Origin of the sequence: Streptosporangium lutulentum (assembly GCF_030811455.1) — a bacterium.
GTDB classification, from domain to species: domain Bacteria; phylum Actinomycetota; class Actinomycetes; order Streptosporangiales; family Streptosporangiaceae; genus Streptosporangium; species Streptosporangium lutulentum.
The window spans coordinates 9,103,176-9,119,019 of record NZ_JAUSQU010000001.1 but is presented as its reverse complement, the minus strand read 5'-3'; the positions used below and the strand labels follow the sequence as shown (position 1 = coordinate 9,119,019).

The 15,844-nt window shown below is 62.6% G+C and carries 10 protein-coding genes, 2 tRNA genes and 3 rRNA genes; 6 read left to right on the top strand and 9 right to left on the bottom strand.

All coding sequences use genetic code 11. From position 1 onward, the window contains the following. Positions 1 to 10: 10 nt before the first annotated feature. Positions 11 to 730 (top strand): response regulator transcription factor, encoded by a 720-nt coding sequence (locus J2853_RS41165; protein ID WP_307566870.1) that lies wholly within the window; start codon positions 11 to 13, stop codon positions 728 to 730. 160 nt (positions 731 to 890) lie between these two features. Here J2853_RS41165 and J2853_RS41160 read toward each other — a convergent pair whose 3' ends face one another. After that, positions 891 to 1,778, bottom strand: a complete 888-nt coding sequence (locus J2853_RS41160) for a phenylalanine 4-monooxygenase (RefSeq protein ID WP_307566869.1) — start codon at positions 1,776 to 1,778, stop codon at positions 891 to 893. Positions 1,779 to 1,898: 120 nt separating this feature from the next. Between J2853_RS41160 and J2853_RS41155 the strand changes: the two genes are divergently transcribed. Then, complete coding sequence (locus J2853_RS41155; protein WP_307566867.1) at positions 1,899 to 2,360, top strand: Lrp/AsnC family transcriptional regulator; 462 nt, start codon at positions 1,899 to 1,901, stop codon at positions 2,358 to 2,360. Positions 2,361 to 2,369: 9 nt separating this feature from the next. Here the strand turns inward: J2853_RS41155 and J2853_RS41150 are convergent, their stop codons facing one another. Then, positions 2,370 to 3,077: a TetR/AcrR family transcriptional regulator gene (locus tag J2853_RS41150; RefSeq protein WP_307566865.1), complete on the bottom strand. Its 708-nt coding sequence runs from the start codon at positions 3,075 to 3,077 to the stop codon at positions 2,370 to 2,372. Positions 3,078 to 3,125: 48 nt separating this feature from the next. On the opposite strand from J2853_RS41150, the gene J2853_RS41145 reads away from it, so the two are divergent. Next, positions 3,126 to 3,578 carry a nuclear transport factor 2 family protein gene (locus tag J2853_RS41145; protein WP_307566863.1) on the top strand — a complete coding sequence of 151 codons (453 nt, stop codon included), beginning with the start codon at positions 3,126 to 3,128 and terminating at the stop codon, positions 3,576 to 3,578. A gap of 253 nt (positions 3,579 to 3,831) precedes the next feature. On the opposite strand, the gene rrf is transcribed toward J2853_RS41145, so the two are convergent. The 3 genes from rrf to J2853_RS41130 all read right to left on the bottom strand — a co-directional run bounded on the left by rrf (position 3,832) and on the right by J2853_RS41130 (position 9,245). Beyond that, positions 3,832 to 3,948, bottom strand: a 5S ribosomal RNA gene (gene rrf / locus J2853_RS41140). A 205-nt stretch (positions 3,949 to 4,153) separates the two neighbouring features. Then, positions 4,154 to 7,289, bottom strand: a 23S ribosomal RNA gene (locus tag J2853_RS41135). 435 nt (positions 7,290 to 7,724) lie between these two features. After that, positions 7,725 to 9,245 (bottom strand): 16S ribosomal RNA (locus J2853_RS41130). The 16S, 23S and 5S rRNA genes sit together here, the layout of an rRNA operon. Before the next feature lie 676 nt (positions 9,246 to 9,921). Between J2853_RS41130 and J2853_RS41125 the strand changes: the two genes are divergently transcribed. Together J2853_RS41125 and J2853_RS41120 are read left to right on the top strand one after the other, a co-directional pair. Then, on the top strand, positions 9,922 to 10,320 hold the full coding sequence (locus J2853_RS41125; protein ID WP_307566862.1) for a hypothetical protein: 399 nt from the start codon (positions 9,922 to 9,924) through the stop codon (positions 10,318 to 10,320). 53 nt (positions 10,321 to 10,373) lie between these two features. Beyond that, positions 10,374 to 10,601, top strand: coding sequence for a hypothetical protein (locus J2853_RS41120; RefSeq protein WP_307566861.1), 228 nt, complete (start codon positions 10,374 to 10,376; stop codon positions 10,599 to 10,601). A 16-nt stretch (positions 10,602 to 10,617) separates the two neighbouring features. On the opposite strand, the gene J2853_RS41115 is transcribed toward J2853_RS41120, so the two are convergent. The 3 genes from J2853_RS41115 to J2853_RS41105 all read right to left on the bottom strand — a co-directional run bounded on the left by J2853_RS41115 (position 10,618) and on the right by J2853_RS41105 (position 11,597). After that, entirely contained in the window at positions 10,618 to 11,037 is a 420-nt protein-coding gene (locus tag J2853_RS41115) for a PH domain-containing protein (protein WP_307568985.1), read from the bottom strand. Between the two features lie 113 nt (positions 11,038 to 11,150). Then, positions 11,151 to 11,227, bottom strand: a tRNA-Met gene (locus J2853_RS41110). Between the two features lie 293 nt (positions 11,228 to 11,520). After that, positions 11,521 to 11,597 (bottom strand) — tRNA-Met (locus J2853_RS41105). Between the two features lie 142 nt (positions 11,598 to 11,739). On the opposite strand from J2853_RS41105, the gene J2853_RS41100 reads away from it, so the two are divergent. Continuing rightward, positions 11,740 to 12,633 (top strand): IS982 family transposase, encoded by an 894-nt coding sequence (locus J2853_RS41100; RefSeq protein WP_307555729.1) that lies wholly within the window; start codon positions 11,740 to 11,742, stop codon positions 12,631 to 12,633. A gap of 19 nt (positions 12,634 to 12,652) precedes the next feature. On the opposite strand, the gene J2853_RS41095 is transcribed toward J2853_RS41100, so the two are convergent. Then, positions 12,653 to 15,559: a UPF0182 family membrane protein gene (locus J2853_RS41095; RefSeq protein WP_307566859.1), complete on the bottom strand. Its 2,907-nt coding sequence runs from the start codon at positions 15,557 to 15,559 to the stop codon at positions 12,653 to 12,655. Positions 15,560 to 15,844: the final 285 nt, after the last annotated feature.

Genomic DNA, 15,844 nt, shown 5'->3' with positions numbered 1-15,844 from the left:
GAGGATCTGCGTGATCCAGCCGCAGTCGGCACTTGATGTGAACGGGGACACACGAACAGCGCCCATGCTGCTGGTGGCCGATCCTGAGGCGGTGCTGGTTCATGACCTGGCAGCGGCCCTCGAACGTGAGGGTGTCGAGGTCATGGGAGTCACCGACGGCGCCCAGGCCCTGTTGCAGGCCGGGGCGCTCCGGCCTGACGTCGTCCTCGTCAGCGCCTCACTGCCGATCATCGGAGCGGTGGAGTTCATTCGCGCCGTACGGCTGACGCGGGCGATCCCCGTCCTGCTGGGTGTGGGCGAGGGACACGCCCAGCAGGCCGTACAGGCACTCGCGGCCGGGGCCACCGCATGCGTGGCCCGGCCGTACCGGGTGCCCGAGCTCTTGCCTCTGGTGCAGGCCGCGTTCACCGGTGAGTCAGGGATCCGCCGGACGCTCACGGTCGGCAAGGTCGAACTGGACGTGAACGCCTACCAGGTGAAGGTAGACGGCCGGACCGTCCACCTGCCCCTGCGCGAGTTCGAGCTGTTGCACTATCTGATGCGCAACGCGCACCGCACGGTGACCCGCGAGCAGATCATGCGGCACGTCTGGAACTCCACCGACACCACCTCGACCAACACGATCGCCGTACACGTCAAACGCCTTCGCGCCCGCCTCGGCGACACCGACGATCAGCTGATCCAGACCGTGCGCGGCGTGGGGTACCGCCTGGTCGACAAGACCTCCTGACGGCTCGGCCTGAAGCGTTCCTGACAGATCCCGGCCGGTCGGCGGGACCTGTCAGCGCGCGTTCGCCGCGCATCCCCGCCCGTCTCGGAAGGCCGTCAGGATGCGCTTGACCGCGCCCTCCGGTTTGGGGATGCGTCAGGGATCGGACGGCCTCCCGGCCCTAATGAGCCTCGGCTGCCATTTTGGCGATGATCTCGTCGTCGCAGGTCGCCCAGAACCCCCCGACCACGTCCTCCAGGTGCTCCAGTGAATCCGCTCGGAAGAGCACATCCTGGTATTTCGTGATGTCGTAGTGAGTGGTTCCCATCGCGGCAAGATCCAGCGGCCGGATGTCCATGCCGCGGAACTCCTCGATCTCCCCGTAGGAGGACAGGATGCCCGCGCCGTACGCCCGCAGCTCGCCCTGGTCCGTCATCACACCGAACTCCAGCGTGAACCAGAAGATCTTCGAGATGAACTCCAGCGCCTCCTTGCTCTCGACCCTTCGCGCCGCACCCCCGGCGAGCCGGTAGAGCTGCGAGTAACGGTCGGAGGCAAGCGCGTTGGCGTGCCCGATCACCTCGTGGATCACGTCCGGCTCAGGCGTGTAGAGCGGCGTGGAATGGTGCCTGATGTACTGCGTGGAATGGAAGAACCCGTCCGCCAGCACACCGTAGAAGTCCCTGAGCGGCACCAGCCCGGCGGCAGGGAGGTAGCGGAAGCCGGTCAACGGCTCCAGCAGGTCGCTGACCTCCTGAAGCTGCGGGATCCGCTCAGCGGGCAGCCCCAGCCTCCCGGTCGCCTCCACGTATTCGGCGGTCGCGTAGGTGCGGTGCTTGGCCGCCAGCGCCTGGCTGACCAGCGCCCACACCTCATGCTCCTGCTCGGTGTACTCGGCCGTCGGGATGGGGGAGCCGGGCACATGGTTCACAGCGAGCGCGGCGATCGCGTTGCGACGGGCTCGATAGACCGGATCAGCGAAACCAGGATGACTCGCGGCGAGTTCAACCTCGACAGTGCCGTCGTCACGGGTGGCCGTCGGTGCGAAATACTGCGCTTCCTCAAACATGAAGGAAATGACAGCAATTTCTCGATTCGATGGCAAGAGCGCGCAGTTTCGCTGCGCGATTCGCCTAGAAGGACGGGATCGGACCGGCACCGCACTGGTCATATCGCCTAATCTGATGCCATGCCTCTCGACAAGCTGGACAGCCGCCTCCTGGTGACCATGCGCGCCCACCCCCGCATCGGCCTCACCGAGCTGGCCCGCCTGCTCGGCGTGGCGCGAGGCACCGTGCAGGCCCGCGTCGAGAAGTTGCTCGCCCGCGGCGTCATCTCCGACTTCGGCCCCACGGTCACCCCCGAGGGCGCCGGCTACCCGATCCTGGCCTTCGTCTCCCTGCAGATCGCCCAGGGGCGCCTGACCGAGGCGGTACAGATCCTGGAGTCACTGCCGGAGATCCTCGAGGTGTACGGCACCAGCGGCCAGTCCGACCTGCTCTGCCGGGTGGTCGCCCGCAGCACCCCGGACCTCCAGGAAATCATCGCCCGCATCCTGGCCTCACCCGCTGTCCAGCGTACGGACACCACGATCGCCCTGTCCGTCCAGGTTCCCTACCGGATCGAACCCCTGCTCCAGGTTCAGGAGTAGAGGCCGAGTTCAGGAGGAAGGGCCGATCGCACCTCCGCGGGCCTCGAACGGACGGAGTCCCTCAAAGACGATGGCAAGGGTCCGGTGTTGAAGATCACGATTCCAGCCGGCGTGTAGCGCGCCCTGGCAGACACCGGTGAGAAGGGCGATCACTTCGTCCAGACGGACGTCCTCACGGACGGCGCCGGCATCCTGGGAGCGCGTCAGAAGCACGTCGATGCCCTCGCGCAGCAACTGCACCGAGTCGGCGACCTGGAGATCGATGCCCGCCTCCGCCAAGCCCGCCTCCGCCAAGAGGCCGACGACGGTCTTCTTCTGTGCCGCCTGCTCGACCATCCGGGCGATGAAGGTGAAGAGCCCTTCGTGAGGGGAGGCGGCGGCAAGCGTGTCCACCTCCTGGGTGAGCCGGAGGAGAAGATCTTTCATGATGGCCTGCAACAGGGCCTGCTTGGTGGGGAAGTGCTTGAAAACCGTGCCTATGGCCACCCCCGCGCGAGCGGCGACCTCGTCGGTCGACGCCGCCGGGCCCTTTTCCGCGAAGGCCACCTCGGCTGCGGCGAGGATGCGCTCTCGATTGCGTCGGGCGTCGGCACGCAACGGCTTGGCACCGCCAGGATCTCCGGAGTTTCCCGTCGCATCCGGAGAGGGCTTCGAGGAGGTCATCTGATCGGCCTTCCTGCGACGTTGACAAAGTGAGTCTCGACTCACCATCATCATTAAGATGAGTATCGACTCATCTTAGTCGTTCACCGGGAAAGGACCACCATGGCCGAAACCGTCACCGTTCCGGGTCCCCGAGAGATCTTCGAGCGCATGCGGCAGCAGTGGCTCGACAACAGCGTGGACACCGGGAAGGACCTGGCCGAGGATGTCATCATCGAAATGCCCTTCGCCCCACCGGGCAGGACCCGGCGCTACGAGGGACGCGAGAAGTTCCTCGACTTCGCCGCCCCTGAAAGGGCCGCCTTCGTTCGGCAATTCACCATAGAAGAGGTCCGCAACACGGTCATCCACGAGACCACCGATCAAGAGGTGATCGTCGTCGAGTACGAACTCGTCGGAACGATCAAAGCTACCGGCCGCCGCGCTTCCTCTCCTTTCGTCACGGTTCTCAGGGTGCGCGACGGGAAGACGGTGCACTGGCGGGAGTACCAGGACACGCCGGCCATGGCCGCCGCCTTTGTCGAGGCCCAGACACCGATCCAGGACGAGAAATAACCGCGATCGACGTCGAGCCGTCGTCACACGGCCGGATCAGCCCATAAACACCACCGGGAAACCCAGGGAAACCCAGGGAAACCCCGCGGCTCCGCGCGGTGGATCCGCAGGCAAAAAGCCGCCAGGAAACCCCCAGGGAAAACCCCAAGAGGAAAAACCCTCCGAGGAACCCCCGGGAAAGCCCCCGGAGAACAAAACGGGGCCGGAAATGAAAGAAGGGCCACCCCGCATGGGGTGACCCTTCTCAAAGATTGTCCGGCGGCGACCTACTCTCCCACACCGTCCCCGGTGCAGTACCATCGGCGCTGAAGAGCTTAACTTCCGGGTTCGGAATGTAACCGGGTGTTTCCCCTTCGCCATAACCGCCGTAACACTATGAAACTATCAACACCACACACCCCCACCAACTCTGCCGTGGGGGGCGGTGTTTGCTGTTTCAGAATCACATAGTGGACGCGGGCAACACTGCCCTCCTACCAACCAACCCCAGCGGTCACGCGCTGCTCCGGACCCGGCGAAGGATACAGAGCGCAGCGACAACCACCATCGGTTGACCTTCAGAGCACGATTGCTTTGTGGTCAAGTCCTCGGCCTATTAGTACCGGTCAGCTCCACACGTTACCGTGCTTCCACCTCCGGCCTATCAACCCGGTCGTCTCCCGGGGGCCTTACCCACTCACGTGGTGGGAGACCTCATCTCAAGGCGAGCTTCCCGCTTAGATGCTTTCAGCGGTTATCCCTTCCGAACGTAGCCAACCAGCCATGCTCCTGGCGGAACAACTGGCACACCAGAGGTTCGTCCGTCCCGGTCCTCTCGTACTAGGGACAGCTCCTTTCAAGTCTCCTGCGCGCGCAGCGGATAGGGACCGAACTGTCTCGCGACGTTCTAAACCCAGCTCGCGTACCGCTTTAATGGGCGAACAGCCCAACCCTTGGGACCTACTCCAGCCCCAGGATGCGACGAGCCGACATCGAGGTGCCAAACCATCCCGTCGATATGGACTCTTGGGGAAGATCAGCCTGTTATCCCCGGGGTACCTTTTAGCCGTTGAGCGACGGCGCTTCCACATGCCACCGCCGGATCACTAGTCCCAGCTTTCGCTCCTGCTCGACCCGTCGGTCTCACAGTCAAGCTCCCTTGTGCACTTACACTCGACACCTGATTACCAACCAGGCTGAGGGAACCTTTGGGCGCCTCCGTTACTCTTTAGGAGGCAACCGCCCCAGTTAAACTACCCACCAGACACTGTCCCTGATCCGGATCACGGACCGAAGTTAGACGTTCAAAACGACCAGAGTGGTATTTCACCAATGACTCCACCACCACTAGCGTGATAGCTTCAAAGTCTCCCACCTATCCTACACAAGACGTTCCAAACGCCAATGTCAAGCTGTAGTGAAGGTCCCGGGGTCTTTCCGTCCTGCTGCGCGTAACGAGCATCTTTACTCGTAGTGCAATTTCGCCGGGTCTGCGGTTGAGACAGCGGGGAAGTCGTTACGCCATTCGTGCAGGTCGGAACTTACCCGACAAGGAATTTCGCTACCTTAGGATGGTTATAGTTACCACCGCCGTTTACTGGCGCTTAAGTTCTCAGCCTCGCACACCGAAGTGCGCTAACCGGTCCCCTTAACGTTCCAGCACCGGGCAGGCGTCAGTCCGTATACATCGTCTTACGACTTCGCACGGACCTGTGTTTTTAGTAAACAGTCGCTTCCCCCTGGCCTCTGCGACCCCCACCAGCTCACAAAGCAAGTCTGATCACCAGCGGAGGCCCCCCTTCTCCCGAAGTTACGGGGGCAATTTGCCGAGTTCCTTAACCACAGTTCACCCGATCGCCTTGGTATTCTCTACCTGACCACCTGAGTCGGTTTGGGGTACGGGCCGCCACGACACTCACTAGAGGCTTTTCTCGGCAGCATAGGATCACCCACTTCGCCACAATCGGCTCGGCATCACATCTCAGGATTACATGAGAGGCGGATTTGCCTACCTCTCTCCCTACATGCTTACCCCAGGACTACCATCGCCTGGGCTGGGCTACCTTCCTGCGTCACCCCATCGCTTACCTACTACCAGTTCAGGCCAGGCGTTCAGCCTCACCCCTACACACCCCGAAGGATGCAAACGAGGGACTTAAGGACCCTTAGTATCACTGGATTCAGTATTGGCGCATCGTAGCGGGTACGGGAATATCAACCCGTTGTCCATCGACTACGCCTGTCGGCCTCGCCTTAGGTCCCGACTTACCCTGGGCGGATTAGCCTGGCCCAGGAACCCTTGGTCATCCGGCGCAGAAGTTTCTCACTTCTGATTCGCTACTCATGCCTGCATTCTCACTCGCACGGCCTCCACGACTAGATCACTCTGCCGCTTCGCCGGCCGCACGACGCTCCCCTACCCATCCACACACCTAAACCACAAAGGCTCAGCATACGTGTGAATGCCACGACTTCGGCGGTGTACTTGAGCCCCGCTACATTGTCGGCGCGGAATCACTTGACCAGTGAGCTATTACGCACTCTTTCAAGGGTGGCTGCTTCTAAGCCAACCTCCTGGTTGTCACTGCGACTCCACATCCTTTCCCACTTAGCACACGCTTAGGGGCCTTAGTCGGTGGTCTGGGCTGTTTCCCTCTCGACTACGGAGCTTATCCCCCGCAGTCTCACTGCTGCGCTCTCACTTACCGGCATTCGGAGTTTGGCTGACGTCAGTAACCTTGTCGGGCCCATTAGCCATCCAGTGCTCTACCTCCGGCAAGAAACACGCAACGCTGCACCTAAATGCATTTCGGGGAGAACCAGCTATCACGGAGTTTGATTGGCCTTTCACCCCTAAACACAGGTCATCCCCCAGGTTTTCAACCCTGGTGGGTTCGGTCCTCCACGCGGTCTTACCCGCGCTTCAACCTGCCCATGCCTAGATCACTCCGCTTCGGGTCTACAGCATGCGACTCAAACGCCCTATTCAGACTCGCTTTCGCTACGGCTCCCCCACACGGGTTAACCTCGCCACACACCATAACTCGCAGGCTCATTCTTCAAAAGGCACGCAGTCACATCACAAACACTCCGAAAAGTGTTTACGCTCCTACGGCTTGTAGGCACACGGTTTCAGGTACTATTTCACGACCCCTCACCGGGGCGCTTTTCACCTTTCCCTCACGGTACTTGTTCACTATCGGTCATCAGGGAGTATTTAGGCTTACCAGGTGGTCCTGGCAGATTCACACAGGATTTCTCGGGCCCCGTGCTACTTGGGATCCCCTCAAACAGTCCAACCGATTTCGCCTACCCGACTCTCACGGTCTGTGGCGCCCCTTCCCAGAGGCTTCGACTATCGAAAGGATTTTTTACTGTTTGCAGAAACGGCAGTTCCTGCTAGAGGGTCCCACAACCCCGCCCGCGCAACGCCTGCCGGCTATCACACGCGAACGGTTTAGCCTGTTCCGCTTTCGCTCACCACTACTCACGGAATCACTATTTGTTTTCTCTTCCTACGGGTACTGAGATGTTTCACTTCCCCGCGTTACCACCAACCGCCCTATACATTCAGGCGGAGGCAACACCACATGACTGGTGCTAGGTTTCCCCATTCGGACATCCCCGGATCAACGTCTGGTTGGCGACTCCCCGGGGCTTAACGCAGCCTCCCACGTCCTTCATCGGCTCCTGATGCCAAGGCATCCACCGTGTGCCCTAAAAAACTTGGCCACAAAGATGCTCGCGTCCACTATGCAAATCTCAAACAACAAACAGCGACCGTATCCACCCCACCACCAGACACCCACACCCCCGCGAAGAGGTGATGAGCCGATGTGGCAGGAGAACAGTCCCGCAAACGAGGAACCAACGGCGCCCAACCCCACAACAGGGGCGAGCAGCCACTTACCCAGGCCACCACCCGACGGCGGTGACCCGAAAGCGGCCCGTTTCCTCAGGACCCAACAGTGTGTTCACCCCGGCCGAACCCCTGAAACCGTCGTTCCCACTCCCATGCTCCGAAGAGCGTGGGCGGTACTTGCCGGTCAGCGATCCCGCCGAACCGAGTAGCCAGTGCTCCACTAATGAGCGTGCCATGCGTGAGACGAACGCTCACGAACACGGCGTAGACCCCGCAGCTTGCGCTGCACGGTCGGTGCTCCTTAGAAAGGAGGTGATCCAGCCGCACCTTCCGGTACGGCTACCTTGTTACGACTTCGTCCCAATCGCCAGCCCCACCTTCGACCGCTCCCCCCAGCAAGCTGGTTGGGCCACGGGCTTCGGGTGTTGCCGACTTTCGTGACGTGACGGGCGGTGTGTACAAGGCCCGGGAACGTATTCACCGCAGCGTTGCTGATCTGCGATTACTAGCGACTCCGACTTCATGGGGTCGAGTTGCAGACCCCAATCCGAACTGAGACCGGCTTTTAGGGATTCGCTCCACCTTGCGGTATCGCAGCCCTCTGTACCGGCCATTGTAGCATGTTTGCAGCCCAAGACATAAGGGGCATGATGACTTGACGTCATCCCCACCTTCCTCCGAGTTGACCCCGGCAGTCTCCAATGAGTCCCCAACCACCCGAAAGTGTTGCTGGCAACATTGAACAAGGGTTGCGCTCGTTGCGGGACTTAACCCAACATCTCACGACACGAGCTGACGACAGCCATGCACCACCTGTCACCCGATCCGAAGAGGCACCCATCTCTGAGTGTTTCCGGGCAATGTCAAGCCTTGGTAAGGTTCTTCGCGTTGCGTCGAATTAAGCAACATGCTCCGCCGCTTGTGCGGGCCCCCGTCAATTCCTTTGAGTTTTAGCCTTGCGGCCGTACTCCCCAGGCGGGGCGCTTAATGCGTTAGCTACGGCGCGGAAACCGTGGAAGGTCCCCACACCTAGCGCCCAACGTTTACAGCGTGGACTACCAGGGTATCTAATCCTGTTCGCTCCCCACGCTTTCGCTCCTCAGCGTCAGGTAAGGCCCAGAGAACCGCCTTCGCCACCGGTGTTCCTCCTGATATCTGCGCATTTCACCGCTACACCAGGAATTCCGTTCTCCCCTACCTACCTCTAGCCAGCCCGTATCGAATGCAGACCTGGAGTTAAGCCCCAAGCTTTCACACCCGACGTGACAAGCCACCTACGAGCTCTTTACGCCCAATAATTCCGGACAACGCTTGCGCCCTACGTATTACCGCGGCTGCTGGCACGTAGTTAGCCGGCGCTTCTTCTGCAGGTACACGTCAACTTCGTCCCTGCTGAAAGAGGTTTACAACCCGAAGGCCGTCATCCCCCACGCGGCGTCGCTGCGTCAGGCTTTCGCCCATTGCGCAATATTCCCCACTGCTGCCTCCCGTAGGAGTCTGGGCCGTGTCTCAGTCCCAGTGTGGCCGGTCGCCCTCTCAGGCCGGCTACCCGTCGTCGCCTTGGTAGGCCGTTACCCCACCAACAAGCTGATAGGCCGCGAGTCCATCCCTGACCGAAAAACTTTCCACACCCACCCCATGCGAGGAGGTGTCGTATCCGGTATTAGACCCAGTTTCCCGGGCTTATCCCAGAGTCAGGGGCAGGTTACTCACGTGTTACTCACCCGTTCGCCGCTCGAGTACCCCGAAGGGCCTTTCCGCTCGACTTGCATGTGTTAAGCACGCCGCCAGCGTTCGTCCTGAGCCAGGATCAAACTCTCCAAACAATGTCTGAAAAAGTTCACCCCAGCTGAAAGCACCCGCCCCTCACACAAGAGGGGCGCGTGTATCAACCAAAGGAATCCGTCCCCCACCCGAAGGGTGGGATGAACGGGGTTGTGCATCATGCACTGGCTTTTAACACACTGTTGAGTTCTCAAGAAACGGACGCGTACACCGGAGTGACCAAGCCCACCAGGGCTGACCATCCGGGGCGTTCGTTGTGTTTTCTGTTGTGCTGTGTTCGTTTCTGTGTTCCGATCTTAGCAGGTCCGCCCGGTCCGAGTGAAATCGGCGCTTGCGCATCCGTTTCCATCGAACCCGCGAAATCCGCTAGGATCTCGACTGCCCTGTTTCCAGGGCAACCCCTCTAACTTACTCCGACATTCGGTTTGTGTCAACTGTGCAGACACGCCCGATTTGTCAGGCTTTGGTGAGAGGAGTTGCTGGGCGGCTCACCTACCCGGGGATTCAAGGCCCCGGAGCTCTTCGCCCTGCGAGATGAACACTACCAGGACTCTCGCGTCACAGAGACAACTTGCCAACCATCCCCGGCCCTCGCGCGTCTCAAACGTTCGTAGGAAGTCGAAGCACGCAAGCAGACGTCAAGCCATCCGCAACCCACTCTGGATACGAAGTACTCGCGAGGGTCAGAATCCTGACTCCGCAGTGGAGGTGAGCACCATGACCCGCTCGGAGTTCGACGACATCCGCGCGCACATCGACGCGGAGGCCGACCATCCAGGTGACCTACTGAGGGTTGCCAGGTCTCTGCTGAACGACCTTGAAGACGCACGGATGCGAGAGGCAACCCTCCGCGCCTACTATCTGCGTCTTCTCACCGCGGCTCGGGCGACGGTGGCCGCGAAGACGGCCGGCTATCCGGAGCCGCTCACCTTCCTCACCGACGAGCTCGCCAAACGCGGCCAGCTCCCGGCGAGCGAGGAGGTGAGCCGGATCCTGGCCGATGCGCACACCGCGGCCGCGCTGCTGGCCTGCCTGGAGCAGCCCCCTGTCCCTGTGGCCACTTCCGGGCCCCGTTCCCGAAGGTGCGGCGGCACAAGCCGTAGCCTCCCGCGATGAGGCGTTCCGCGTCATTGACCTGGGCTTGAACCAAGATCTGTAAGACTTCAGGCATGTTGCAGCGAGGGCTGAATTGGGTTGCGACGACCCTCGTGGGCGTCTTCGGCTTTGCCTGGGTCGGTGTTGTGGTGTTCGCCGCCGTCGACGCACCGGCATGGGCGCGCGTGGGGCAGGCCTCCTTCGGAGCCTGCCTCGCCGGCTGGGCTCTCTACAAGGCGGGCCTGCTGCTCCGCCGTACCGAGCCCAGGTTCGTCGCGAGGCATCGTCGGATCAGAGCCTGACAATCCGGAGAGCGGCTTAGAAACCCGTCCGGAACGAGCGCAGCTCGTCGGCGACCTCCTGGCAGGGGGCGCCGAGGTCGAACCGGCTGAGAAGGAAGATTCTCTCGCCGGTGTCGATCTCCAGGAACTCCGTGCGGGAGGTGAAGCGGGTCTGCGTGTCCACCCGGATTCGCTCGACCGCGTTCCACGGCAACCGCTCGGAGCCGGCGAAGCCCCTCACCACCACGAGTCCCTCCCCGTCCACGCTGAGCCGTACCGGAGCCAGGACGTCGCGCAGCGCCAGCACGATCACGGCCACGGTCGCGGCGGCCGCCAGGACCGCCCCGCGCGGGTCATCGAGGCTCAGCACGGTGACCGTCGCGAGCACGAGTGCCGCGACGATCTTCAGGATGAGGAATTCCCGGCGTACGCGCCAGTGCAGCACCGCTGGGGACATGTCAGCCACGCTGACACGCTACCTCGCAGCTTTCCGGGCCACGTACGGCGGAGCCACGCTCCCGCGTGGAAAACGACGAAGGCCCTGATCTCTCAGAGACCAGGGCCTTCATGTGGTAGCGGGGACAGGATTTGAACCTGCGACCTCTGGGTTATGAGCCCAGCGAGCTACCGAGCTGCTCCACCCCGCGTCGGTGTATGTCTGAACACTATTGCCTTCCCACCCGAACGGCAAATCCATATGAGGCTTCCCTGGTCAGCCCGGGACGACCACGAGGCCCGGCGGACCCGGCAACGGAGCCGGATCCCGGATCTCCGGGGCCGGCGCCCGTCCGGTTGATCGTTTTCGACGATCCGGTGCGGAGAGAGATCACCCCGGCAGCGGATCAGGCCTTGCCCGTCTCCGGAATGGCGGTGCCGGTGCAGGACAGGACCGGATGCAAAAAATCCCGGTCTCCGATTTCTCGGAGACCGGGATCTTCTTTGGTAGCGGGGACAGGATTTGAACCTGCGACCTCTGGGTTATGAGCCCAGCGAGCTACCGAGCTGCTCCACCCCGCGTCGGTGTATGTCTGGAGACTACCCGGCTTTGGCGGTGGATGCGAATCAAATAGCGCTGGGCCCTGTCATATCCCCTAGACGAGTAAGTCCGATGTCTGGGGCCGGTGACCGGGCATGAAGAGAGGGCGTTCAAGATCATGTTGTGACGCAAGACCTGAACACCCTCTTGACCGCACTATATGTGAAGATCGACGACAAGATCGGAGGAAGCCGATCGATGGGCAGGCCGCCGCTGCTCAGCGACTCCGAGCTCGTCTGCCTAGCGGTGGCCCAGGCGCTGCTCGGTCACCACTCCGAGGCCCGCTGGCTGCGCTTCGCCCGCACGCACCTGTCCGGCATGTTCCCGTACCTGCCGCAGCAGTCGGGCTACAACAAACGCCTGCGCGCGGCATTGCCCCTGGTCAAGCAGATGATCCGGGAGCTGGCCACCGACAGCGACTTTTGGTTCGACAACCACTGGATCGTTGACTCCACACCGGTGCCGTGCGGGATGTCGCGCCCAACCGTGCAGCGCTCGAACCTGGCCGGCTGGGCCGGCTATGGCTACTGCGCCTCACACTCCCGGTTCTTCTGGGGCCTGCGGCTGTATCTGGTGTGCACCCCGACCGGCATGCCGATCTTATGGGCGCTGGCCAACCCGAAGATCGGCGAGCGGGAGGTGCTGGCCGCGATGCTCGAGGTCGATGCCGGCCTGATCGCCGAACGCGAGGGCATTCTGCTCATCTGCGACAAGGGTTTCGCCTCCAAGCCTTTTGAGAAGGAACTCGCCGCCCACGGCATCGACCTGCTGCGTCCCTCCCGCAAGCGGGAGAAACAGCGGCACGGCGAGCCAATGCTCAAGAAGGTCCGCCAGCTCATCGAGTCGGTCAACGACACTCTCAAAGGCCAACTCGACCTGGAACAACACGGCGGACGGACCTTCGAGGGCGTCGCCGTCCGCGTCGCCCAGCGCATCCTGGCGATGGCCGCGGCAATCTGGCACAACAACAAGACCGGAGCCCCGGTCACCCGCTCGCTGATCGCCTACGACCACTGATCACATCGGACTTACTCGTCTAGGAACTCGGCGTAGGCGTAGGCGTAGGCGTCGGTGTCACCGAGGGAGCCGGGGTGGCGGTGGACGTCGGCGCCGGCACGGCTGTGCCCTTCAGCTTCTCCAGAGCGTCCTTCAGCTCCTTCTGGGCCACGCCGTACTCCGCCCAGTCGGGCGGGTTGCGCGTCAGGGCGGACTGCGCCTTGTTGTACGCCGCCTGCGCCTGCTCGATCACCTTGGCCACCTCGGTGATGGACTCGTTCCCCTCCGGCTGTGTCTCCTCCGGCTGGGTGGTGTCCGGATTGGCCGGTGGGGCGGCGTTGTTGCCGAAGACCTGCTCCAGCGCGCCCTTGAGCGTGTCCGCCGAGCCGACCTTGTTGCCGTAGGCCACCAGGACCCGGCGGAGGATCGGATACGGCTCCTGGCCGGAGGCCGCGGCGATCTCCACATAGACGGGTTCGACGTAGACCAGGCCGTCGGCGAACGGCAGGGTCAGCAGGTTTCCGTAGCGGACCTTCGCCTGGCCGAGACCGAGCAGGTTGAGCTCGCCGGAGAACTTGTTCTGGAAGTTGTTCTGCACCTGGCCGGGACCGGGGATCGTGGTGTTGGAGGGCATGCGCAGGATGCGCAGCTTTCCGTAGTCCGGCCCTGGATTGGCGTCCACGGCCATGAACGCGGCCAGGTTGGGTCCCTGACGCGGCACGAACGTGGTGGTCAGTGAGAACGACGGAGTCGAGGTCTTCGGCATCTTGACCGACAGGTAGTACGGCGGCTGCTTGATGTCGCGCTCGCCCGACGACGGGTCGTTCGGGACGTTCCAGAAGTCCTGACCGCTGTAGAAGGCGTTCGGGTCCTGGATGTGGTACTGGGAGAGCACGTCACGCTGGACCTTGAACAGCGCCTCCGGGTAGCGCAGGTGCTGCCTGAGCTCCGGGGACATCTCCGTCTGCGGCTTGATGACGCCCGGGAAGGCCTTGCGCCAGGTCTGCAGGATCGGGTCCTTGTCGTCCCAGGCGTACAGGCTGACGCTGCCGTCGTAGGCGTCGACCACGGCCTTGACCGAGTTGCGCATGTAGTTGATCTGGTCACGCGGTTGCGGCACCACCAGGCGCGGGTCGGTGACGGTGTCGCGCGTCATCGCCTCCAGACTCTTGCTCTGGGAGTACGGGTAGGCGTTGGAGGTGGTGTACGCGTCGGCGATCCAGACCACCCTGCCGTCGACGATGGCGGGGTAGGGGTTGTCGTCCATGCTCAGGAACGGCGCCACCTTGGCGATGCGTTCCTGCGGGTTGCGTTCGTAAAGGATCTTGGAGTTCGCGTTGACGTCACTCGACAGCAGGAGGTTGATCTCGCCGTACTTGGCGGCGTAGAGCATCCGGTTGAAGAATGAGCCGACCGGAACGCCACCCTTGCCGTCGTAGGTGGTGTTCTTCTGGCCCGTGCCGCCGCTTTCGGGGTAGTCGAGCTCCTGGTTCCCGCTGCCTCCGACGATGACGTAGTCGGTCGAACCGGGAGCCTCGCCGAAGTAGATCCGCGACTCCTTGAGCTTCGTCCGCTCCGCCAGGGCTCCGGTGACCGGCATGTCCTTGGCGTCGAAGTTCGGCAGGCCCTCGGAGTCGACCTCGTTGCCGGGCGCGGCCACGAAACCGTAGCCGTGGGTGTAGACGAGGTGCCGGTTGATCCAGTTGTTCTGCTCCGGCGGCGGGCCCGTGAGCTCGCGAACGGTCACGACGGTGTCGCGCATCGTGCCGTTGGGGTCCGGGTAGCGGTCGACGTCCAGCGGGTCGTGGAAGTCGTAGTAGCCGCGGATCCGCTGCTTCTGCTGGTAGGTCTTGGCGACCAGGCTCGGATCGAGCAGGCGCACGCCGGAGATGGAGCTGTCGGCGGTGACGTTGACCTTGCTCGCGTCGCCCTGCGCGGTGTAGTCGATGACCTCGGCTTTATCTATTCCGTAGGCTTTTCGAGTCGCGTCTATGTTGTATTTGATGTATTCCTGCTCCTTGCCCTGCTGGTTCGGCTTGACCTGGAACTGCTCGACCAGGGCCGGGTAGACCCCGCCGATCAGGATGGCCGAGAGCACCAGGAGTCCGAAGCCGACGCCGGGCAGCATGCCGCCGGACCGTACGACCCCGGCGAAGAACAGGGCGGCGCAGATCAGGGCGATGATCGCGAGGATGGTCTTCGCGGGAAGCACCGCGTTGACGTCTGTGTACGAGGCGCCGTTCCGGAAGCCCCGGTCGGAGAAGACCAGCCCGTACCGGTCGACCCAGTAGGCGACCGCCTTCAGCAGCACGAAGATGCCGAGCAGCACCGACAGGTGCACCCGGGCCGCGCGGGAGGCGTGCATGCCCGGCGACTGGAGCCGGAAACCGCCGTACAGGTAGTGCACGATCGCGGACAGGATCGCGGACAGCACCACCGCGACGAACAGGAAGTTCAGCACCATCCGCAAGAACGGATAGGTGAACATGAAGAACGAGATGTCCATCTTGAACAGCGCGTCGGTCTCACCGAACGGCGTCCCGTTGACGAACTCCAGCCAGGTCTTCCACTGGCCGGAGAAGGACGATCCGGCGAACAGGGCGAGCACCGCCACGCCGATCAGGAAGATCAGCTTACGGTGCGGGTCGAGAGCCATCCGGTATCGGTCGGCGCCGCTGGCTCCCCCGAACATCCCGGGACCGAACATCGGCCGCATCCGGTATGCCATCAGCATGTTGCCGCCGACGACGCCGACCATCACCAGGGCGCCGACGACGAACAGCACGATCTGCGTGACGATCACACCAGAGAAAACCGAGGTGTATCCAACTGAGTTGTACCAGAGGTAATCGGTGAAAATTCCGGCAAAGAGGAAGAACAAGACGACGATCGCAACGAGGGCGATCGCGACAGGAAGTAGCAGTCGCGGCCGGCGGGGCAAGCGCATTGCCCTACCGGCTCCGGGGGTCCGGAAGCTCAAGGCCAACCCCTTGTCGTAAGAGCACGGTCCGTTTTTGGCAACCTACACCGGCGAGGGTTCGGTCGCGTTAGGCCTCTCGGGCACGGTCCGGCCACAACTCCCGCAGGTCTGGGGTCCAGGGATACCAACGTACGGGAGTCCGGATGAGTGCCCCATCCCGCGATTCGAACCCTGAAAGACGTGATCGCCCCCGGCGGCCCCCGCCAAACGTCCTCGGCCTTTCCGCGCCTTCGGGGCCCGGATCACGGCGGT